Source organism: Clostridium sp. ZBS15 (assembly GCF_023845705.1).
Taxonomy (GTDB): Bacteria; Bacillota; Clostridia; order Clostridiales; family Clostridiaceae; genus Clostridium; species Clostridium aquiflavi.
The window spans coordinates 1-21,843 of record NZ_JAMQHY010000069.1; the positions used below are offsets into that span (position 1 = coordinate 1).

Annotated in this window: 19 protein-coding genes; 14 read left to right on the top strand and 5 right to left on the bottom strand. The window is 26.9% G+C overall.

What is annotated here, in order from left to right:
* The first annotated feature begins 404 nt into the window (after window positions 1-404).
* The 3 genes from NG904_RS15955 to NG904_RS15965 all read left to right on the top strand — a co-directional run bounded on the left by NG904_RS15955 (window position 405) and on the right by NG904_RS15965 (window position 3,251).
* Window positions 405-1,349 carry a carbohydrate kinase family protein gene (locus tag NG904_RS15955; RefSeq protein WP_252232650.1) on the top strand — a complete coding sequence of 315 codons (945 nt, stop codon included), beginning with the start codon at window positions 405-407 and terminating at the stop codon, window positions 1,347-1,349.
* Between the two features lie 91 nt (window positions 1,350-1,440).
* Window positions 1,441-2,046, top strand: coding sequence for a phosphoribosylanthranilate isomerase (locus tag NG904_RS15960; protein ID WP_252232652.1), 606 nt, complete (start codon window positions 1,441-1,443; stop codon window positions 2,044-2,046).
* A gap of 152 nt (window positions 2,047-2,198) precedes the next feature.
* Window positions 2,199-3,251 carry an iron-containing alcohol dehydrogenase gene (locus tag NG904_RS15965; RefSeq protein WP_252232654.1) on the top strand — a complete coding sequence of 351 codons (1,053 nt, stop codon included), beginning with the start codon at window positions 2,199-2,201 and terminating at the stop codon, window positions 3,249-3,251.
* A gap of 188 nt (window positions 3,252-3,439) precedes the next feature.
* Here NG904_RS15965 and NG904_RS15970 read toward each other — a convergent pair whose 3' ends face one another.
* On the bottom strand, window positions 3,440-4,531 hold the full coding sequence (locus NG904_RS15970; RefSeq protein ID WP_252232655.1) for a PfkB family carbohydrate kinase: 1,092 nt from the start codon (window positions 4,529-4,531) through the stop codon (window positions 3,440-3,442).
* A 518-nt stretch (window positions 4,532-5,049) separates the two neighbouring features.
* On the opposite strand from NG904_RS15970, the gene NG904_RS15975 reads away from it, so the two are divergent.
* The gene (locus NG904_RS15975; protein ID WP_252232657.1) at window positions 5,050-6,027 is read left to right on the top strand and encodes a diaminopimelate dehydrogenase; all 978 of its coding nucleotides are present in this window, start codon (window positions 5,050-5,052) and stop codon (window positions 6,025-6,027) included.
* Between the two features lie 158 nt (window positions 6,028-6,185).
* On the opposite strand, the gene NG904_RS15980 is transcribed toward NG904_RS15975, so the two are convergent.
* Window positions 6,186-6,950 carry a DeoR/GlpR family DNA-binding transcription regulator gene (locus NG904_RS15980; protein ID WP_252212051.1) on the bottom strand — a complete coding sequence of 255 codons (765 nt, stop codon included), beginning with the start codon at window positions 6,948-6,950 and terminating at the stop codon, window positions 6,186-6,188.
* Between the two features lie 121 nt (window positions 6,951-7,071).
* Here NG904_RS15980 and NG904_RS15985 point away from each other — a divergent pair, with 121 nt between their 5' ends.
* The 6 genes from NG904_RS15985 to surE all read left to right on the top strand — a co-directional run bounded on the left by NG904_RS15985 (window position 7,072) and on the right by surE (window position 14,655).
* A complete protein-coding gene (locus NG904_RS15985) occupies window positions 7,072-7,866 on the top strand; it encodes an HAD family hydrolase (RefSeq protein ID WP_252232659.1) in 795 nt (264 codons plus the stop codon).
* A gap of 386 nt (window positions 7,867-8,252) precedes the next feature.
* Entirely contained in the window at window positions 8,253-8,585 is a 333-nt protein-coding gene (locus tag NG904_RS15990) for a PadR family transcriptional regulator (protein WP_252232661.1), read from the top strand.
* Window positions 8,586-8,588: 3 nt separating this feature from the next.
* Window positions 8,589-9,299 carry a DUF2812 domain-containing protein gene (locus tag NG904_RS15995; protein WP_252232663.1) on the top strand — a complete coding sequence of 237 codons (711 nt, stop codon included), beginning with the start codon at window positions 8,589-8,591 and terminating at the stop codon, window positions 9,297-9,299.
* A gap of 86 nt (window positions 9,300-9,385) precedes the next feature.
* Window positions 9,386-11,476 carry a serine hydrolase domain-containing protein gene (locus NG904_RS16000; protein ID WP_252232665.1) on the top strand — a complete coding sequence of 697 codons (2,091 nt, stop codon included), beginning with the start codon at window positions 9,386-9,388 and terminating at the stop codon, window positions 11,474-11,476.
* Between the two features lie 507 nt (window positions 11,477-11,983).
* Entirely contained in the window at window positions 11,984-13,666 is a 1,683-nt protein-coding gene (locus tag NG904_RS16005) for a HAMP domain-containing methyl-accepting chemotaxis protein (protein WP_252232667.1), read from the top strand.
* Window positions 13,667-13,899: 233 nt separating this feature from the next.
* On the top strand, window positions 13,900-14,655 hold the full coding sequence (surE, locus tag NG904_RS16010; RefSeq protein WP_252232675.1) for a 5'/3'-nucleotidase SurE: 756 nt from the start codon (window positions 13,900-13,902) through the stop codon (window positions 14,653-14,655).
* Between the two features lie 343 nt (window positions 14,656-14,998).
* On the opposite strand, the gene NG904_RS16015 is transcribed toward surE, so the two are convergent.
* From NG904_RS16015 to rpsD, 3 genes are all read right to left on the bottom strand, one after another.
* A complete protein-coding gene (locus NG904_RS16015; RefSeq protein WP_252212066.1) occupies window positions 14,999-16,045 on the bottom strand; it encodes a YdcF family protein in 1,047 nt (348 codons plus the stop codon).
* Between the two features lie 278 nt (window positions 16,046-16,323).
* On the bottom strand, window positions 16,324-17,025 hold the full coding sequence (locus NG904_RS16020) for a hypothetical protein (protein WP_252232677.1): 702 nt from the start codon (window positions 17,023-17,025) through the stop codon (window positions 16,324-16,326).
* Window positions 17,026-17,129: 104 nt separating this feature from the next.
* Complete coding sequence (gene rpsD, locus NG904_RS16025) at window positions 17,130-17,726, bottom strand: 30S ribosomal protein S4 (protein WP_252232691.1); 597 nt, start codon at window positions 17,724-17,726, stop codon at window positions 17,130-17,132.
* 456 nt (window positions 17,727-18,182) lie between these two features.
* On the opposite strand from rpsD, the gene NG904_RS16030 reads away from it, so the two are divergent.
* The 4 genes from NG904_RS16030 to NG904_RS16045 all read left to right on the top strand — a co-directional run bounded on the left by NG904_RS16030 (window position 18,183) and on the right by NG904_RS16045 (window position 21,737).
* Complete coding sequence (locus tag NG904_RS16030) at window positions 18,183-18,428, top strand: DUF6110 family protein (RefSeq protein ID WP_252212071.1); 246 nt, start codon at window positions 18,183-18,185, stop codon at window positions 18,426-18,428.
* A gap of 118 nt (window positions 18,429-18,546) precedes the next feature.
* Entirely contained in the window at window positions 18,547-20,622 is a 2,076-nt protein-coding gene (locus tag NG904_RS16035) for a heavy metal translocating P-type ATPase (protein ID WP_252232694.1), read from the top strand.
* A gap of 147 nt (window positions 20,623-20,769) precedes the next feature.
* Window positions 20,770-21,477 carry a hypothetical protein gene (locus NG904_RS16040; protein WP_252232696.1) on the top strand — a complete coding sequence of 236 codons (708 nt, stop codon included), beginning with the start codon at window positions 20,770-20,772 and terminating at the stop codon, window positions 21,475-21,477.
* Between the two features lie 62 nt (window positions 21,478-21,539).
* Window positions 21,540-21,737, top strand: a complete 198-nt coding sequence (locus NG904_RS16045) for a hypothetical protein (RefSeq protein ID WP_252212078.1) — start codon at window positions 21,540-21,542, stop codon at window positions 21,735-21,737.
* Window positions 21,738-21,843: the final 106 nt, after the last annotated feature.

Sequence of the window (21,843 nt, forward strand, 5' to 3'; positions counted from 1 at the left end):
TTGACAAAGGGTCCACTTTAAAATGAGCATCAAAAAGATGCTCATTTTTATTTATATGTATTATTTTTGTTGATTTTTTGAAAATTTGCTTAAAAAATTACTTAGTTAGTTTCTGTGATATTCACATACATATTCTAAAATTAAATTTACTATATGATTAGTATTAAATGTAATAGCATAAACAAATGTTGTTTATATAAATTTTTTAGCAATGAATTTTGCATAAAAAGTGAAGTGCAATTTTAGAAGAAAATATTGATATTTATTTTATATTAAATAAATATATATTTTATAGATTTAAGACATTTCATACTTTTAAACAAAAGTTTATAAGTATAAATATTTGTTTAAAATATAAAAACTTTGTGTTATAGTTTTTTCATAGAGGTTAAGGGGGTATCAAGATGCTAACGGATAATTATGTAGTGGTTATAGGAGGGCTGAATTTAGACATAGCAGGCTTGTCTGGAAATCTATACAGGGAAAAAGATTCAAATATTGGAGAAATTAAGATGACAGTTGGTGGAGTAGGACAGAATATTGCTCAAAACTTAGTAAAATTAGATGTTCCCACATATTTAATAACAGTCTATGGAGATGATTATTTTGGGGAATTTCTAGCTGAAGAGTGTAAAAAGTATGATATTCACTTAGATTATGCTCAATGTATTCTTAACACTAGTAGCTCTATTTATTTATATGTTGCAGATGATCATGGAGATATGGTAACAGCGGTTAATGATATGAAAATTACAGAAAATATTACTCCAGAATTTTTAGAGAGGCGTATAAGTTTCATTAACGGAGCATCAATTTGTGTGCTTGATGGAAATATTTCAAAAGAATCTATGGAATGGCTTGCAAATCATTGTACTGTACCTATTTTTGTAGATCCAGTTTCTATTGCTAAAGTAAACAGATTTGAAAATATTTTAGATAAGATTGATACTTTCAAACCTAATGCGTTAGAAGCAAGTGCTTTATCAGGAATAAAAATTATTGATATTGAAAGCGCCAAAGAAGCAGCCAAAGTTTTGCATAAAAAAGGAGTAAAGAATGTATTTATATCTTTAGGAGAAAATGGAATACTGTGCTCAAGAGAAGGAGAAGTAGATTGTATCCCAATTTATCCTACACGTGTAGTTAGTGTAAATGGAGCTGGGGATTGTAATATGGCAACAATTACATGGGCACGTTTTCAGTACGACAATGCAATACCATTATCAAGAGTTGGGATGCTGACTCAGGCAGCAGCTAGTTTAACAGTGGAAGTTGCACAGTCAGTATCTCCAAATTTAAACATTAAAAATGTAATAGAAAGATCAAGAAAATTTTTAGAAGAGGTGTAAAAATATGAAAAAGCAAATCTATTCTTTAGTAAACTACAATGAAAGTATCGCAACTATTAATGCGGGTGCAGACCATATTGGATTGGTACCTATGCAGAGTGGAGGGGTACCAGCACATCGTGTTCCATTTGATGTTGTGGATCGTATCTTTAATGAGGCTAAAAAACGTGGTGTAAAATGTGTAGCTATCATGCTGAATACAGACCCAGATGAAATGATTTTTATTACAAACAGAGTAAAACCGGATATTTTGCATATTGCTGGTATGGAATTTACAGCTGATGCAGCATTCGCTGAAAGATTACGAAAAGAATGTCCAGGGGTTGAATTGATGCAGGCTGTTCTTGTGGATGGACCTGAAGCTGTAGAACGTGCAAAAGAATATGCAAAATTTTGTGATTATATATTAACAGATTCAGGACTTGCAGTAGATACAGGTATTGGAGCAAGTGGTATGACACACGATTGGAATATTGATTCAGAAATCGTTAGATCTGTAAATATACCAGTGATTATTGCAGGAGGCTTAGGACCAGACAATGTAGAAGAATGTATCAAACAGGTAAAACCTTATGGTGTAGACTCATTAACTAAGACAAGCTATAAATACAATGATGGTGTAATGGAAAAAGATATTCCAAAAGTAAAACAATTTTGTGAAAGAGCAGATAAGGTTGCTGAAGAATTAGGTTTATAAAATGAAATTTATTAGTAAAAATATATTTATTGTAAAAGTTGATTTTAGGGGTAAGGGCAACAATGTTTATTAAAAACTAGGAGGATATTATGAATTTTAAATTAGAACAAAAAGTTAAAGTTATTGTTTGTCACGAATTAGCGAATACTATTTTGCAAATTCTAAACATGGAAAAATATAAAAAACCTATGGTAGCCATTGACAGCTTTTTAGTAAATACGCCTATTATTCAAGGAATGTTTGCATTATTAAAAGAAAATAGCATGGATTATTTTGTCTACGATAAAATAGTTTCTAATCCACCTACTGATATTATTGATGATGGAGCTAAATTATTCTTAAAAAATAATTGTGACAGTATTATAGGTATTGGAGGTGGAAGTGCTATTGATTCAGCAAGAGGAATCAATATTGTTAGAACTTTAGGTGGGAATATCAGAGAGTATGCTTTTGAGAAAGATATTTATGAATTTTGTAAAGGATTAATTTCAGTGCCTACGACATCTGGTACCGGAAGTGAATTATCTAATGCTTTAATTGTTTCTGAACCCGAGACACATGAAAAGTTGTCTGTTTTATCAAATAATGTTGTGAGTGAATATGCTGTGTTAGCTCCTGAGTTAGCAATTACACTTCCCAAAAGTATGACGGCAGCTACTGGTTTAGATGCATTTTCACATGCCGCTGAGGGATATACATCCAAATTATCTTCTCCAATTACAGATGCTATTTGTGAAAAAATTATGTATTTAATTGTGAAATACCTTCCTAAAGCTATAAAGAATGGAGCTGATATAGAAGCAAGAGAACGTATGATGGTTGCTGCTGCATTAGGTGGCTGGATGTTAAATAATGCAGGGACCCATGTTGGTCATTCACAGGCTCATATTATTGGCGCACTTTATGGAATTCCACATGGAATGGCATGTGCTTATGCTCTACCGGGTACTTTGTTATATACGGCTAAAGTAAATCCAAAAAAAGTAAAAGAAATTGGATTAATTTTAGGGGCTGAATATCCGGCAAATCCTACAGACTTAGAAATTGGTGAAATCACAGCAGAAAAAATTAAATGGTTTAGAGATGAGGTAATTGGACTTGACTCTTTTAAAAAATTCAATGTTTCTAGGAAGAACTTATATCTAATGCAGAAAAGGTCGTTGAAGAACGTTTTGCAGGTAATTCACCAATGGAAATTAATTTAGATTTAGCTGAAAATCTATTGAAATTTTATGAATAAAAGAGGAATTAGACTATATCTATATTATGTGGGGAGACTATAGGATTTTTGTTAATAACTAATATTATATGAGTATTATTTTAGTAAAAAACCTAATGTTGTGTGATATATATCACCAATATTAGGTTTTTTATGAAAAGTGATAGCATAGTTTTAATTGGGGAAAAGACATTTCTTTTTTTCAATTAATAATTCCTTAGATAAATTTGTGTTTACTGGAGTTTGTGTTTCCATACTACTAATAGCTGCTGTATACGCATATTTCAAGGCCTCTTCCCATTTCATATTATTTTGAAGTCCCCAGATTAAAGTGCCAGTTAGAGTTGCACTTGCTCCGTTTGTATTTACAATTGAAGTTTTTGCAATCTTCAATTTATATTCTTTACTTTGATTTTTAAAGAATAGATATTTGCTTGCTGAAAAAACGAGAACATTTTTAACACCCCTATTTAGTAAAATATCAATGGCATTACTAATGTTTGTATAAGTTTCATTTAATTCAGAAATTAATTGAAAGAGCTCTTTTGGTGTGATTATTAAAATTTCTATCTTTTGTATGTTATTAATCAGTCGATAGCTTTTATTCAAAGATACTGTTTTAACTACAAGAGGGGCTGTTACTTTTTCATATATGTAATCTATGGTATCCTTAGGAAGATTTGTGTCAATAATGCAATAATCTGAATGATTGATTTTGTCTAAATTTTTTTCAATAAACATAGGCGTAATATTATGATATATGTCCATGTCATCAATACTAACTATTCTATTTCCAGCTGAATCATTAATAGAGATGAATGATGATGTAGCTTCTCCTTTAATTTTTTCACAATATTGAATATCCATATTATTTTCTTTTGCATCATCTAAGAATTTTTCTCCGTTTAGATCATCGCCGAATACAGAAATAAAATAATTAGGAATTTCCAGTTTTGTTAGAGCAAGTGCGATATTCCTTCCTGCACCTCCTAGTAAATGAACTATTTTTCCGGGATTTGAATTATCTTGTATTAGTTTACTTATTGACGTTCCAATAGTATCTATATTAACGCCACCTACTACTGTGATAAAACTAGGCTCACTTAAGACATATCCCTTTCCTTTTATGTATCCTTTCCTTGTTAAATTATGAATGTGAGCGGCAGTTCCAGATCGAGTAATCCCGAGAATATCTGCAAGCTCATATTGTGAAATCAATGGATTCTGTTTAATTATTTTTAAAATTTCCAACTCACGTTCCGTCATATAATTCTCCATTTCGTTATAAATAATATTAATTATAAAATAACTAATAATTAGGTGTTTAGGCATTTATAAGGTTTATTATAAATAAAGTAATAATGAAAATCAACAAACTAAAATAAACTAATGTTTATTTTAATAAATATTAGTTTTATCTTATTGCTTTTATGTGGTATGAAGTAGGGGAAAACTTAAAAATACTAAGATTTGTGATAAATATAAAAATGCAAATTTATTCTATAGTAAATTATAGGGTATTGAATTTTTTTAGTGCAATGACAATATGTATACATAGGATTTATTTTTATGTTTCTATAAACAATATACATATGAATTTTGAATTTCTGAATAAAATTTAATAGATGACATTTAGGATTTTATAATAGTATTAAGATAAAGTGGAATAACAATATTTTTCATAGTTATAAAAATCATATTTTTCAGTTACTTTGAATAAATAATACAAATAAAATATGGTAAAATAGTAATTAATTAAAATTAAAAATGGAGGGCTATAGTATATGGAAAATAAAATTAAAGTTGGAGTAATTGGATATGGAAATTTAGGAAGAGGGGTATTAAAGGCAATCAAACAAAATGACGACATAGAGTTAGAGGCTGTATTTACAAGAAGAGAAGGAGTTTCTATTGAAGATGGCTTAAATGCTATACATATTTCAAAAATCGCAGAATATAAAGATAAAATTGATGTTATGATACTTTGCGGAGGATCAGCTACTGACTTACCAGAACAAGGACCTAAGATCGCAGAAATGTTTAATACTGTAGATAGTTTTGATACACATGCAAAGATTCCACAATATTTTGAAAGAATTGATAAGGTTGCTAAATCTGCTGGAACTTTAAGTATAATTTCAGTTGGTTGGGATCCAGGTTTATTTTCTTTAAATAGATTAATAGGACAATCAATTTTACCAGAAGGAAAAGATTACACTTTTTGGGGTAAGGGAGTAAGCCAAGGTCACTCAGATGCTATAAGAAGAATAGATGGAGTTAAAGACGGAAAACAATATACAATTCCTAAAGAAGAAGCATTATCAAAAGTTAGAACTGGTGAAAATCCAGAATTTACAACTAGAGAAAAACATCTAAGAGTTTGTTATGTTGTATTAGAAGAGGGTGCAGATAAGACAAGAGTAGAGAATGAAATTAAGACTATGCCAAATTATTTTTCAGACTATGATACGGAAGTTAACTTTATAAGTGAAGAAGAATTAAAGAAAAATCATTCAGGAATGCCACATGGAGGTTTTGTTATAAGAACAGGGGTTACAGGTAATGGAAATAAGGAGAAAATAGAATTTTCACTTTCATTAGATAGTAATTCAGAATTTACTTCAAGTGTATTAGTTGCATATGCTAGAGCAATTGTTAAGATGGCTAAAGAAGGAAAAACAGGTGCTTGCACAGTATTTGATGTTCCACCAGCATATCTTTCAGCAAAATCACCAGAAGAGTTAAGAAAAGAATTATTATAATAATTAGTATTTAAAAATTCTATAATGTTATAGGCTAACAAAGTATTATCTAGTAAATAAAAATTAAGTTATTAATTAACAAAAGAGATAAATGGATTAATATATAAGCTCATTTATCTCTTTTATTTATTATATAAATTATTTACTAAAAGAAAATATTATATTAAATTAACATAGTATTCTTCAAGTAAATTAATTATAGATTTATCAGGTAAATCTTCAGTAATAATACCATGAAAATCAACAGCATTTGAAAAAATAAAACTGCCATTTGTTTTAAATTTCTCATTTAACATTACTAAAAATAATTCTTTAGATATGCTTATTATAGCCTTTTTAGTACATGAATCCTCTGAAATGGCAGTGCTTATACTACCATCACTAAGGTCAATCCCAGTACAACCTAGAAATGCTTTATTACAACGATATTCTTTTATTTGCTCAATAGAATACGATCCAATGCTACCACCTACAAATACATTATAGTCTCCACCAATAAAAATAAAATGTGTCTTTGAATTTTCAGGAATTAATGATGATATTTCAAACATATTTGTGATTAAAGTTATGGGTGTATCATTTTTTACTATTAATTTTGCAATCATATATGAAATAGTTGATGCATCTAAAAAAATAGTATCATTTTCATTTATTTGATTAAACGCTTTTTGAGCAACAATTTCCTTTAAATCAATGTTTTCAACCACACGTTTACTAAAACTTTGGCAATTAACAAGTGAATGTTTTACATTTATAGCACCACCGTAAGTACGCTGTAATAGATTTTTTTTCTCTAAAGCTTGAAGGTCTTTTCTAATCATGCTTTCACTTACATTAAATTCTTTACTTAAATCTTTAACTAATACTTTTCCGTTTTTATCTAATAAATCTAAAATATATTTATAACGTTCTTCTATAAACATTTTTATATCTCCTTAAATTATCATTTATTATCATTTTAATATAAAGCAACTATAAATTCAATTGACAAATGAGAATAAACGATATAAAATCAGAATAAATAAGAAAATAGGGGATGAATTTATGAAAAAGATTATATTTTTAGATATAGATGGAACATTATTAGATTGTTTTAACGGATTATTAGATATTACACCAAAAGTTAAAAAGGTAATTCGTTTCTTACAAGCCAATGGAAATTATGTTTTTATTGCTTCTGGTAGACCATATGCATTTTTGAGCCAAGCCATATTAGAGTTTGGATTTGATGGTTTTATTTTAGCGAATGGAGCTCAAGTGATAATTGATAATAATATGATATATAGTGATCCTATTAATAAAGAGTTTGTAAAAAATCTAATATCTAAATTTGAAAGACATAATATCCAATATATTTTAGAAGGAGAACTTTACTCATATATGAAAGAAGATTATAAAGAGTTTTATAATTTTTATGACAGTTTAGGGATTTCTAGAAGATATATAAAAAGTGATTATGATATTGAAGAAATTAATGTTCATAAAGTAGAAATGCTATGTACTGATGATGAAGCTTCAAGATTATGTTTATCATTAGTAAAGAGTAATTCTGATTATGATTATTTTAGCAGCATAGATGAGAAATCTTTTGAACTATATTCAAAGAAAAATACTAAAGCAACTGGAATATTAAAAGCTTTAGAACACTTAGACATTCCCATTGAAAATAGCTATGCATTTGGAGATGGAAAAAATGATATAGAAATGCTATCAACAGTTGGATGTGGAATAGCAATGGGAAACGCTTGCGATGAAGTTAAGAAATATGCAAAAAAAGTTACTGATACTGTACATAATGATGGGGTAGCAATAGGAATAGAAAGATATGTGGTTTGCTAAGCATTAAATTAAAAACGGACAAGGTATTTTAAGTGTAGAATATATACACAAGGATAAAATGGAAAAATCTAATTTACTGCTGATGCAGAGGACTATATGACAAATAAATGATAACTTAATAATGTATTTAAATAATGGAGTAGAACCAAGTGCAGAGAGCGGTGGTTCTACTCCATTATTTTATTTCAATAAGACTGCTGATGATATAAATTTGTATATAATAACGTTTGCTATTTAGATATGATACCAATAAGGGAATCGGTATCAACAAAGGGAAAATTAAAAATAAAAACAAATTATACATTTATTGACATGAGTATCTTTTAATGATATAGTTTATTTAATGATATATCATTAAAAGATATATGATGGAGGTGATATAGGATTTGGCTAGAAACAATTCTTTAGAGATGGGTGAACTTACAGAGGCTTACTATTACATTCTTCTATCTTTAATAAAACCTAAACATGGTTATCTAGTTATGAAATCAGTTAAAGAAATGTCGGAAGGTGCATTTTCAATAGGTCCTGCATCATTATACACAAGTATAAAAAAACTTCTTGATGCAGAATTTATAAAACTTACACAAGAATCGGAACAGAAAAAAGTTTATGTAGTAACAGGTAAAGGTATTGAATCTTTAAAAAATGAAATTGAAAGAAAGCGTAAAATGATTAAAATTGCTGAAAAGATACTTAATGTTGAGGAGATGTTATAATATATGTTTAATACAAAATATGTTATGAGTAAAGGGCTATCAATTGCAGAACATGAGGAGATGCAGATGTTATCTGAATATGCAGGTAAAGGTTGGAAATTAGATAAATTTATATGTATGGGATATAAACTAAAAAAAGCTAAACCTGAAAAATTGCAATATTCTTTAGATTATAGAAGCAATGCAGATAAAGAATATTTTTCATATTTTGAGGAAGCAGGATGGAATAATGTGTGTTCTATAGGAAATACAATTCATATATTTAGTGCTCCTGAAGGAACAAAACTAATTTATACTGATAGTGAGACTGAAACAGAAAAGTATATAAGCCAATATGCATCACTTAAAAAAGTAGCAATACCATCCTCACTTTGTTCTATTTTACTTATGTTTTTAATATTTCTTGCTAAGAATAATTATTTACCTGACATATGTAGAATAATATTTGCTGTTATTCTAATGCCTACACTAGCAATTACTGTTTTTACAACAATACCATGTATAAATTACTATTCTAAAATAAATGAACTTCAGAAAGTTTATAATTCTAATAAAACACATAAAATAAGTAGGTTTGCAATAATAATGCTTATATCATTTATATTTTTGCTTGTTTTATTAGGTTTAAAGATTATAAGTATAAGAGCGTTAATGTTTTCCTTGGCTTTGTTAATTACTGTTCTATTATTTGTATCAAGAAATTCCGTAAAATAAAAATACTAACATTTAAATAAATTCTATAATTAATCAAATTATGAGTTAACTATACATTTATTTATGGGTAGAGGGAGAATTATAAAATGAAAAGAAAAATTATTGCAGGGTTACTTTTAATATTAGTTTTTTCAGTTACTAATTCTATACAAGTTTTAGCTATTGAAAATGATTCAATAACTAATTCAAGTGTAATTAGTATCAATAAAATTAAGGAAAATTTATCACTTGATGAAACAATAAAAAAGCAAGCCAATTTACTTATTGAGGGTTATGATACAACAAGCATTCAGTATGCTGTTGTTGATTCAGGGAAAATTATATTATCAGATAATGCAGGAGAGAATGGGAAAATTTCTAAAAATACAATGTATGGCATTGGATCTATAAGTAAAATGTTTGTTACAGCATCAGTTATGAAATTAGTAGATGAAAATAAGATTGATTTGGACAAACCAGTAGTGAACTATATACTAGATTTTAAAATGCAAGATGAACGATATAAACAAATTACTCCAAGAATGCTTATAAATCATTCTTCAGGTATTATGGGAACAACATCTAAAGATACATTTCTATTTGATGATAATGACACAACCGGTTATGATCAACTTCTTTCTGAACTTTCAAATCAAAGATTAAAAGCAAATCCAGGTGAATATTCTGTTTATTGTAATGATGGTTTTACACTTGCACAATTACTTGTTGAACGTGTCAGTGGTACAGATTTTACAACATATATACATGAAAACTTTACTAAGCCTTTAAATATTACTAATACAAAAACCCCACTTAATAGTTTTGACAAGAGAAGTTTGGCTAAGGTTTATGACAATAATTTAAACAAAAAAGAATTACCTAATGAAAGTGTAAATATTATTGGAACTGGAGGTATATATTCCACAGCAGAAGATCTTTGTGAATTTTCACGTATTTTTACTGACAGAGATATAAATATTTTATCAAAAGAGTCTATAGATTCAATGTCTGAAAAAGAATATGCTAAGGGCATACATATTAAAGCAGAAGATAATATGATTGGGTATGGTCTTGGTTGGGATAGTGTAGATTCATTCCCATTTAATAGGTATGGAATAAAAGCATTGACTAAAGGTGGAGATACACTAGCCTATCATGGTAGTATAATTTGTTTACCACAATATGATTTGTCAGTAGCAGTTGTTTCTTCAGGAGGGGCAAGTGGCTATGATCAAGCTTTTGGTACAAGTGTCTTATTGAAGATTCTTAAGGAGAAAGGTATTATTTCTGAAATGCTTCCAGATGTAACTTTACCAAATGCTGAAACAACAAATATGCCAAAAGAATTTACTAAATATTCAGGATTATATAATATATCAAATACAATGGCAAAAGTTGATATTAATTGTAATGGAACCTTAACATTTAATCTTATAGGTGATTCAAAGGATAATGAGCAAGTTTATACTTATACTAATGATGGCTATTTTACTTTAGCAGATGGAAGATGTAAATGCAATTTTGTTGAAGAAAAGAATGGTATTATTTATTTAGTAAGAAAAATGTATATGAGTTTGGAGGGTTTATCACAAGGTGTTATTTGGGATTATAATTTACAAAAGGTAGAGGTAAATCCTATTAGTGATGATTTAAAATCAGTATGGAAATTACGAAATAATAAAGACTATTATGTATTAAATGAAAAATATACATCTGAAAAATATATGAAGTTTTTAAATGCAATCCATATGAGTTTTAAGGATGAAGATCAAGGCTATTTTATGGGACATAAAATAGTAAGTGAAAATGAAGCAAAGTCTATTACTAAAATACCAGGTAATGGAGGTCGTGATTTATTTGACTTTAAATTTTATAAAGAAAATGGTATAGAATATCTTAAATTTGGTTCTAGTATTGCAATTGCTTCTGATGCAATTCCAAAGCTAAGTAATGATTTAACTAAAGTTACAATTGGAGAAGATGGATATGCAAAATGGTATACTGTTCCACCTGAAATGGCAGGAAAAAATATTAATATAAATTCATCTAAAAATAGTGCATTTGCTGTTTATGATGCAAATGGGAAGTGTATTAATTATAGTTATATAAGTGGAGAGGATACTGTTTTATTAGATAATGGATACCGTATTGTATTTATGGGTGATAAAGATGAAATATTTAATATTGATTTCAAATAGAAGTATATATTAATTATAATAATAAATTTCTTAAAATTCCTTTCATAGTTATATAGTCCTTTCAACAGTAAAATTTGATTTTAGTTTGTTCAAGATTATATAAATTTATACTGCTAAATATGGAGCGTGATTTGTTAAAAGTAGTAAATGAAGTAGACAATGAATGTATACATACGATAATATTATAAATATTGCTATTAAAATATCCAATTTATCACAATAAAAGCATCTATAACATGATAATGGTTTTCATTTACAAGTGATAAATTATATGTTATATTATTTTTAGATTTAATTTTATCATATCAAATCTGATTCTATTAGGTTCTTATGAAAAATAGATTAACATTTTGCAGAACTACTAATTCTTTGAAAGTTGAATAAGTTTGTTAATTAATATTTTTTGTCAAACTACTTATCCAAGCTAAATTTATTGTGTTTCTAAAATTTGAGAAGAGCAATGCTCATATAACTTAACAGATGAGGAAAAATACTAAGGAGGATTTCATGAAGATTAAAGATATGCCAATATATAAAAAACTAATAGTTTCATTTATTGGAATAGCAATAATTTCAATAATATCAGGTTTAATTGCACTTGGTTTTCTAATAAAAACTAATAAGGATTATCAATATGCTTTGGTTAATTATGGATTTTCACAAGGTGATATTGGGAAATTAGGTATGGAGATTCAAAAATCTAGAGCAATTGTACGTGATATTATATTTTTAGAAAATAAGGATGAACTATTAGAATCTCAAAACTTACTTGATGAATGTGAGAATAAAATAAGTGAATTATTACAAGAAATTGGAAATAAAAGTATGACAGATAAAGAAAAAGAAATATTTAATAATCTTAAAGATTCAGTTGAAAAGTATGATACTGTTAGAACAAAAGTAGTTAATTTAGGGCTAGGTAATAAAAATCAGGAATCATTAGATTTATTTAGAAAAGAAGGTAAACCTGTTATAGCAAATATAACTACTTTAGCAGATGAACTTTTAAATAATAATATTATTGATTGTGATAAAGTTTCAAATAGATTAAGAATATTATCATTCATTGCAATATTGGCAGTAATATCATGTATAATAATTTCTTTTGTATTAACTATAGTATTGGCAAAGCGTATTTCAAAGTTGATAAGTAATCCAATAAATAACATGGTAAATATTGCGAATGAAATATCACAAGGAAATTTAAATGTTTCAATTGAATCAACATCAAAGGATGAAATTGGAGAATTAACTGATGCATTTTCTAAAATGGTTAAATCTTTAAAGGCTTATATTGATGATATAGAGAATGTTTTGGAGAATGTTTCAAATGGAAACTTGAACATAGAAACTGAAGTAGAGTATAAGGGAAACTTTCTTGAAATAAAAAGTTCATTATATAATATTTTGCAATCCTTAAATGAAGTATTTGGTGAAATTAGAGAGGCATCTAATCAAGTTACTGGAGGCTCAGAACAAGTTTCAACAACTGCACAAGTTTTATCAGAAGGATCTACAAATCAAGCAAGTTCAGTGGAAGAATTATCAGCATCAATGCAAAGAATAAATGAAAAAGTAAAAAATAATGCTGAAAATGCAGATAATACTAATGAGATAACAATTAAACTACTTGAAGATGTACAAAAAAGTAATGATGAAATGAAAAATATGTTAAGCTCAATGAATAAGATAGAAAAATCATCCAATGATATAAATAATATTATTAAGGCTATTGATGACATAGCAGCACAAACTAATTTGCTTGCATTAAATGCTGCAATAGAAGCAGCTAGAGCAGGTGAGGCAGGAAAAGGTTTTGCTGTAGTGGCTGAAGAGGTAAGAAAGTTAGCAAATCAAAGTGCACAAGCTTCAAAACAAACAGCTATATTAATTGAAGAAGCAATAAATAACATAATTACTGGGAAAAATTTAGCAAATAATACAGCAGAAAATTTATTAGAAGTAGTTAATAAAGTAAATAAAGTTACAGCATTAGTTTGTGATATAGCATCTTCATCAGAAGAACAAGCAGAATCAATTGCACAAGTGAATAGTGGTATTATCCAAATTTCAGATATTATTCAATCTAATTCAGCAATATCAGAAGAAAGTGCTGCTGCAAGTGAAGAATTAACAGCACAAGCAGAAACTTTGAATACAATGATAAGAAGACTTAAATTGAGAAAATAAATTTAAAATAATAAACTTAAAATATAGAAAAAATAAAAGAGGCTTCTAATTGAATGAAGCCTCTTTATTGATTGAAACATTATAATTAATAAAAACCATTAATATTAATTTGTTTTGAAAAAATATTAATAAATTTAATGAGAGTAAAATTATGGTGTATAATAATAACATAATTACCATTTAATAAAAGTATATGGTCAAAATATATATGGTTTAATATATGGAGGAGAAATATGAATATTTTAATTACTAACGATGATGGTATAGGTGCTAGAGGAATAAAAACTTTGGCAGAAAAGATGTTAGAAAAGCATAATGTAATAGTTGTTGCACCAAGAGAACAAAAAAGTGCATCAAGCCATTCTATATCTATTAATATACCAATTAAAATTAGAGAAGAAAAGATTGAAGGCTTAGATTGTAAGTCTTATAGTATTGTTGGAACACCAGCAGATTGTACTCAAGCTGGAATATCATTATTAGCTAAAGATATTGATCTTGTTATTTCAGGTATAAATAGAGGCTTTAATAGTGGAATTGATATTCTATATTCAGGTACTGTTTCAGCTGCAATAGAAGGAGCAATTTATGATGTACCATCCATTGCTATATCTATGGATGTAGATTGGAATAGAGATGATGAGGACTACAGTAAAGCTGCTAATTGGGTAAGTAAAGTAGTTAATTTAGCGGAGAAAAAATATTTAAAAAAGAATGTAGTATTAAATGTTAATGTTCCTAATATTAATGAAGAGGATATTAAAGGATTAAAAGTATGTAAGATTGGAAAATCTACATACAAAACAGAATATGTTCTTTTACAAGAAGATGATGATAGAGTTTATGAAACTAGAGGTGTTAGAAATGAAATAGAAAAAGATGAAAGTGATTTATACTTTTTATCTCAAGGCTATGTTACATTAACACCATTACATTTCGATTTTACAAATTTTAAGGAACTAAATGAAGTTAAAAAAATTTTTGAATAAATTTAAGGACTTTTTAGGCTCTGCTTTAGTAGCGTGTTGATATATGCATAAGCAAAGTGGAACAAGTAATTATTGCATATATTAACACATATTTAAAACAAAGCCTATATTAAAGTGCAATTTTTTTATTCTTTAGGAATTTATATTATTAAAAAAATTGTGGATAACTTTTAAAATAATGTGTTTTAAAGGTATTATGAGTACCCCTAAAGAATAAAAAATAATCATATGCCGCACCATTATTCCTGCACTGCGTTTGGAAAGGGTGCATGGCTAAAAAAATCGACGGCTCCAAAGTCACCTTAGCGATTTTGTTCTATTAAAATTATGTACGAAATAAAATTTATAAGTAAGGTGTCACAAAGAAATATTGCACTAGAGATAAAAGTATACTCACAATCAATATTAATAAAGTAATAATTGCATGTCTTTTTTTATACATAACTACAAAAGCAATATATTCTCTAATCATTGCATTTGGTAAAAAATAAAATGCTGTCTTAGAGCCAATTCCTTGACTTTTTAAACCTGCTTTTCTTGCAAAAATTCCAGCTCTAAATAAATGAAAATTATTTGTTACAAATATACTAGAGTGCGTATTTGGAGTTAAATTATCCATTATTTTTTTAGAAAACACCATGTTTTGTAAAGTGTTTACTGATTTATCCTCTAAAATGGTATCTTCAATAGGAATTCCTTTTTTGATAGCATATCTTTGCATAGCTAATGCTTCAGAAATTTTTTCATCAGATCCTTGACCACCAGAAAAAATAATTTTAGGTGGATTAGTTACAGTACCTTGTTTGTTATAAAATTCAATAGCTTTATCAATACGACTAGCTAATAGTGGTGGAACTCTCTCTCCAATTAATCCACTGCCTAATACAATAACAAAATCTTGGCAAAGTTTTGGCTTATTAAATTGATAAAGAAATGATATCATTAAAAAATTGAAAACATCGAATAAATAGTATAGTAAAACAAAATTTATTCCACTTAAAAGAACTTTTACTTCCTCAGGAAAATTCCAACTACTTATTACAAAAGACCAAATTAAATATAGTATTAATGCTAGTGCAAGAAAAAAAGTTAATAAGTTAGCAGGAGTTCTACTTTCACGTTTTATGACAACTTTAGCATTTATAAATAACCCTACAATTAATGCATAAATACCAAAAGCAAAAACTATAAACATAATTATAAAAAATACAAGAAATAAAAGTATTAAAAATCTATTTTGTGTTTCAAATGCAATATCAACAGTTGTTATCATTGCTGAAAATAAGAAAATATTAAATAGAAATCCATTAATTAATTTTCTTGAATCTTTTAGGTATGAGAATAGAAAAATTAAAAATGTAATTGTTGTTAATCCTAATAAGATAATCATTACATACCTCCATATAAATTTTTCAGTTATTATATTGATAGTATTTAGCATTACATGAAAAGTCAATGTAAAAATATAACTATGTTATTGAAATTCTTATTTTTTATAATTCTAGTTAATTATTAAAGTTATGTAATTAAAAGAACAAAAATAAANNTTTATTTTTGTTCTTTTAATAATATTATATATTTTTAGATTTTAGCAAAAACAAATAATTATTGTAATAGAAGGTGTACATTGTTTTGGCGCAACAATGTTAAATTAATTATTACAATTTGCTAAAATAATATTGGTATATTTATATTTAATATATCAATGAACTTTTTATTTAATAAAGGTTCATTAATTACATTATTACAAGTAAATTTAAGATTACTTAAACTCATAGAAAGTTCTTCTTCTATAAATTCTTCAAAGTCCCATCTTATAGACTCTGTTATAAATTCATATGTATCTGAAGGAGAATTGAAAATTTTAATAAATAATTTTTTTTCAGGATCATTATCCCAGTTGTTATTAAACTTATCACAAAATAAATTTAATTCTAATAATAGCCTGTCTTCATTACTTTCCCAAAGAGAATTTAGAAAATTGTAAGATTCTATCATTGAATTAAGATTACTTATATTGATAGAATTATTTTTAATTACTTCTTCAGTGACAATATCAAAAGTAGATACTGGAATGAAGAATCCTTCACATGTACGATCAAAATAAGTTAAAAAAGAAGTAGGTAAGAATATATGTTGTAAAAAACCCAAAAGAGCATTTATAGAAGGATAAACTACCCATCCACATTTTAAAATACCTTTTTCTGAATCTAATATTCCAGTATAAGCAATTTTAGATTCTGTGGTTATAGATATATTATCAAAATATCCTTCCCATAACGAATGATCATTTAATATTCTATTTTCCCAAAACAAGTATTCTTTATAATTATTTTTTTGATTTGGGTTTTTATTAGTATTACTCTTCACATAAGACACCTCTTTTCAACTAAAAAACTAATATAAATTATCTTCAAATTTATATATAAGTATTTTTTTTAATAGACTATATTTAATATATAGTCTATTAATTATTAAAGTTTAGAATAGTATTCTACTACTAGAGAATCATTAATTTGTATTGGAACTTCATGTCTTTCAGGATTTCTTATAAGAGTACCTGAAAAATCAGTTTGATTTTTGCTTAAATATGGATATAAATTATTACTTTGTGATAAAAAATTTTCTTTAAAAAGTTCATTTTTTTGAGATTTTTCTCTTAAAGCAATTACATCGTTAATCTTTATATTGAAAGACGGAATATTTACTTTGCTACCATTAACTAAAATATGTCCATGAACTACCATCTGACGTGCTTGAGCAACTGAAGTTGAAAAGCCTAATCTATAAACTAAATTATCTAACCTACATTCTAATCTTTTTATTAAAGCAGGACCAGTGGGTTCTTTATCTTTAAGTGATTTTTTTACATAAGTTGCAAATTGTTTTTCCATTACCCCGTAGTATGCTCTAAGTCTTTGCTTTTCAAGAAGCTGAGTACCATAAGCTGAAAGTTTCTTTGCATTTCTAGCACTACCATTATTAGCTCTTTTCATTGCATTAGGATGACCTATAACATTTAATCCTAATCTCCTACATAATTTAAATCTCGGTTTAATCATTCTTGCCATAATAATATCATCTCCCATAAAAAATTGCCGCGATAAAATTAAGCCTGAAAATAATATAACATATAATCTATAAAATGTAAATGAAAATCATTATCAATTATAAAATATTTTTATCGAATAATATCGTTTTTAATATTTAAAGAGTTAAGCTAATATAAAGATATTATAAATTTATTAAATAAGTTTTTATAAAAAGTTTTTAAATCATAACAGTAAATACAATTATCGTGATTTTTATAGAGTTTTAAATATTTTTTATAAATTAAATGTATAATATTTATTTACTATAATTTAATAATAAATTAATATATAAATATATAGATAAATATTATTTCAAGATTGAAATTATGACTTTCAAATTCAATTGACAATCATTTTTAAAGTATGATATTATAATTTTTGTAAAATTATAATTTAAAATGTAGAATTATAAAAAAATAGAATGAAGAGGTATTTATGGAAAACATATTAAAAAATGAAAAACTTATGATATTTGCAGGTGGAGTTGTAGCTGGTACTTTAGGATTAAAAGCTTTAAAAAGTAAGACAGCTAAGAAGATTTATGTTAGTACATTAGCTAATGGAATGAAACTTCAACAAGATGCACAAAATTTATTTGAAACAATGAAAGAAGATGCACAAGATATCTGCTATGAAGCAAGAAAAAGTTCAGTAGAAGATTCTGTATCTTCTGAAGGTTAAAATTAAATTAAGATTTAATTAATAACAATTTATATTAGGTTTCATGAGTTTTATAAACAAGCTTATGAAACCTAATATTTAATTAAGGCACATGAAAATAAAAGGATGTGATTTATAAATGAAATATAAAATAGTCCATGATATGCCAGGTCGTTTAAGAGTAAGATGTGGAGAATTTGCTTTTTCATTAGAGCAAAGTTGTAGTATAGAGTATATCTTGGAAAAGAGTGAATATATTGAAGGCACAGAGGCTTGTTATGTTACTGGAAGTATTTTAATTTTTTATAATGAAGACTATAAAGATGAAATATTAGAGTTACTTTCTAAAATAAAAATATCAGAATTACCAGAATTAGATTGTGATAATAAAGAAAACTCAAAGGAAATAGATAAAGAATTTAAAAATACAATTTTACATATGATAGGAAGAAGAGTTTTTATAAAACTATTTGTACCAACAGGCATACGTAAAGTATTAGCAGTTTGGAATTCTTTTAGGTTTATGAATAAGGGGGTAAATAGTTTACTACAAGGGAATATAAATGTTGATGTATTAGATGCAGCATCAATTGGAGCAGCGTTATCTCAAAAGGCTTACAAAACAGCAGGTTCCATAATGTTCCTACTTAATATTTCTGAGTTACTTGAAGACTATACAAGAAAGAAAACAAAAAATGAACTTACTAAGAGTTTAGCCATAAATGTAGATAGTGTATGGTTAGCAAATGATGATAAAGAAATATTAATACCTATAGGAGATCTTCAGGTTGGTGACAAAATAATAATTCACACTGGAAATGTTATACCAATTGACGGAGTTGTTTATGATGGTCAAGCTATGGTAAATCAATCTTCAATGACTGGAGAACCTCTTGCCATTGAAAAAGGAATAGATGATGTAGTATATGCAGGAACTGTTGTTGAAGAAGGTGACATAAAAGTAGAGGTAAAAGCTTTATGTTCAGAAAGTAGAATTAGTAAGATTATTGAGTTAATAGATAATTCAGAAGAGTTAAAAGCAAATATACAAGGCAAGGCTGAAAAACTAGCAGATAATATTGTTCCATTTAGTTTATTTGGAGCAGCAGCTACATATTTAATTACAAGAAATATTACAAAAGCATTAGCAATACTATTGGTAGATTACTCTTGTGCAATAAAATTGTCTACTCCAATTTCAGTAATATCTGCAATGAGAGAAGCATCAACCCATAAAGTTATGGTTAAAGGTGGTAAATACCTAGAAGCATTAGCAGAAGCAGATACAATTGTATTTGATAAGACAGGTACATTAACTGTAGCATCTCCAACAGTAGCTAAAGTTATACCTTTTGATGGATTTGAAAGAAATTATGTATTAAAAACAGCTGCATGTTTAGAAGAACATTTTCCACATAGTGTAGCAAGAGCTATTGTTAAAAAAGCTGCGCAAGAAGAACTTCATCATAAAGAAGAACATGCAAAAGTAGAGTATGTTGTAGCTCATGGAATCGCAACATCTATTAATGAAGAAAAAGCAATAATAGGAAGTTATCATTTTGTGTTTGAAGATGAAGGAATCATATTATCAGATGAACAAAAAGAACTTATAGAAAAAGAAAGTAATGGCTATTCTCTTATTTATTTAGCAGTTGGAAATAAACCAGCAGGATTTATTTGCATAAGTGATCCAATAAGAAAAGAAGCCAAACAAATAATTTCAAATTTAAAAGATACAGGAATAAATCAAGTAATAATGTTAACTGGTGATGGAGAGAAAAATGCTAGAATAGTAAGCGAAAAGTTAGGAATAGATAGATTCTATGCACAGGTATTACCAGAAGAAAAAGCTAATATTATAGAAAAATTAAAAGCAGATGGACATAAAGTAATAATGGTAGGTGATGGAATTAATGATTCACCAGCACTTGCAGCTTCAGATGTTTCTATTTCTATGAAAGATGGATCGGATATAGCAAAAGAAGTTGCAGATGCAACATTAATGTCATCTGATTTAGAGTCACTTGTAATAGTTAGAAAGATAAGTCAAAACCTTATGTTAAAGATAAATAAAAATTATAGAAATATACTTTTATTTAACACATCACTTCTTGTACTGGGCTTATTTGGATATATAAGACCGACAACATCTGCTGTGTTACATAATTTATCAACTATGGGGATAAGTGCAGACAGTATGCGTCCTTGTTTATAATTTATTATATTAAAAGATATCTTCTCATGAACTTAATAAGTTTTCATGAGAAGATATTTTAATGTAACTTAATATAATAAATATTTATGATATCATTGTATTAAAAACTAAGAAAGATTAAAAAATATATTTAAGGTGGATAAAATTATGTTTAAAAGTTGTAAGAAAGATTTTAGTGATTTTATAATTAATAAACAGTTTAATAGATTAGAGAATAAAATAAAAGATGTAAATTTTTTACTAGAAGATATTAAGGAAAGTCAAAGGAATTATAGATATTCTAATATAATGTCAGCTTTAGAAGATTTTGAACAGTCAATATTAGAAAATCATGAAGAAAGAAAAACTTTTATTCAACTTATGGCTCAAAGTAAACTAAATATAGGATTAGATAGTATTTTAAGAGAATTTATAAATCTAGTTAACTTTTTTGTACAATGGGACGAATTAAATATTTTTGAAAAAAATTTTGGCTCTGCTAAGTATTCAGAAAAAAATGTAGAGAGAAAGTTAAATCAATTATGTGAAGATTATGTTTATTTAAAAAAAGGAATAAAAACATTAATAGATTTAAAAATATCTCAGGGTATAGAAGAAGAAAAATTACAATATTTATTTATAAAGTTAGAGAATTTAGATGAAATAATAGACGAAAATAAAATATATAATTGGTTGCCTCCTGAAAATGAAGAGAACTCTTGGCAGCATCAATTATTATATGGAAAAAATTATGTGAATCATAAATTTAAAGAAGATAATACTATAAATAAAAGTTTAGATGAAACGAAAATAGTAAATATAAACCAAATTGTACATAACTCAAAAAAATTTATAAAAAACATATTAAAAAAATAGGCTATATTTTATGGGTAAGGGAATTTGCGTAAATATAGCGCAAAATAAAAGGAGGAGTATTTATGAAGTGTAAAATTAAAGAATGTTGTAATACTGTGGAAGAGGATGAAAAATACTGTAAATATCATTTAATAAAGAGAAATTCTAAAAATAGAAAAATTATTGCAGCGGTTAGTATTATTACTAGCTTATCTATTGTTAGCATTACTGGAATAAAAAAATATTTTGATATGAATAAAAACTTTAAAAAAGTTCAATAATAAGAGTAACTCTTCACAGTAACTAAAAATAATATATATTTAATATCTAAAAAATAGTGTATTGGTTTTTCATTAAATCAATACACTATTTTTTTATTCTTTAGGA

What these genes read in the sequence shown, in the direction of transcription:
- NG904_RS15960 (WP_252232652.1), top strand. Translation starts at nt 1,441, where the DNA reads ATGCAGAGTGGAGGGGTACCAGCACATCGTGTTCCATTTGATGTTGTG.
- NG904_RS15995 (WP_252232663.1), top strand. Translation starts at nt 8,589, where the DNA reads ATGTTTAATACAAAATATGTTATGAGTAAAGGGCTATCAATTGCAGAA.
- NG904_RS16035 (WP_252232694.1), top strand. Translation starts at nt 18,547, where the DNA reads ATGAAATATAAAATAGTCCATGATATGCCAGGTCGTTTAAGAGTAAGA.
- NG904_RS16000 (WP_252232665.1), top strand. Translation starts at nt 9,386, where the DNA reads ATGAAAAGAAAAATTATTGCAGGGTTACTTTTAATATTAGTTTTTTCA.
- NG904_RS16005 (WP_252232667.1), top strand. Translation starts at nt 11,984, where the DNA reads ATGAAGATTAAAGATATGCCAATATATAAAAAACTAATAGTTTCATTT.
- NG904_RS16045 (WP_252212078.1), top strand. Translation starts at nt 21,540, where the DNA reads ATGAAGTGTAAAATTAAAGAATGTTGTAATACTGTGGAAGAGGATGAA.
- NG904_RS16030 (WP_252212071.1), top strand. Translation starts at nt 18,183, where the DNA reads ATGGAAAACATATTAAAAAATGAAAAACTTATGATATTTGCAGGTGGA.
- NG904_RS15985 (WP_252232659.1), top strand. Translation starts at nt 7,072, where the DNA reads ATGAAAAAGATTATATTTTTAGATATAGATGGAACATTATTAGATTGT.
- NG904_RS16040 (WP_252232696.1), top strand. Translation starts at nt 20,770, where the DNA reads ATGTTTAAAAGTTGTAAGAAAGATTTTAGTGATTTTATAATTAATAAA.
- NG904_RS15975 (WP_252232657.1), top strand. Translation starts at nt 5,050, where the DNA reads ATGGAAAATAAAATTAAAGTTGGAGTAATTGGATATGGAAATTTAGGA.
- NG904_RS15970 (WP_252232655.1), bottom strand. Translation starts at nt 4,531, where the DNA reads ATGACGGAACGTGAGTTGGAAATTTTAAAAATAATTAAACAGAATCCA.
- NG904_RS15980 (WP_252212051.1), bottom strand. Translation starts at nt 6,950, where the DNA reads ATGTTTATAGAAGAACGTTATAAATATATTTTAGATTTATTAGATAAA.
- NG904_RS15955 (WP_252232650.1), top strand. Translation starts at nt 405, where the DNA reads ATGCTAACGGATAATTATGTAGTGGTTATAGGAGGGCTGAATTTAGAC.
- surE (WP_252232675.1), top strand. Translation starts at nt 13,900, where the DNA reads ATGAATATTTTAATTACTAACGATGATGGTATAGGTGCTAGAGGAATA.
- rpsD (WP_252232691.1), bottom strand. Translation starts at nt 17,726, where the DNA reads ATGGCAAGAATGATTAAACCGAGATTTAAATTATGTAGGAGATTAGGA.
- NG904_RS16015 (WP_252212066.1), bottom strand. Translation starts at nt 16,045, where the DNA reads ATGATTATCTTATTAGGATTAACAACAATTACATTTTTAATTTTTCTA.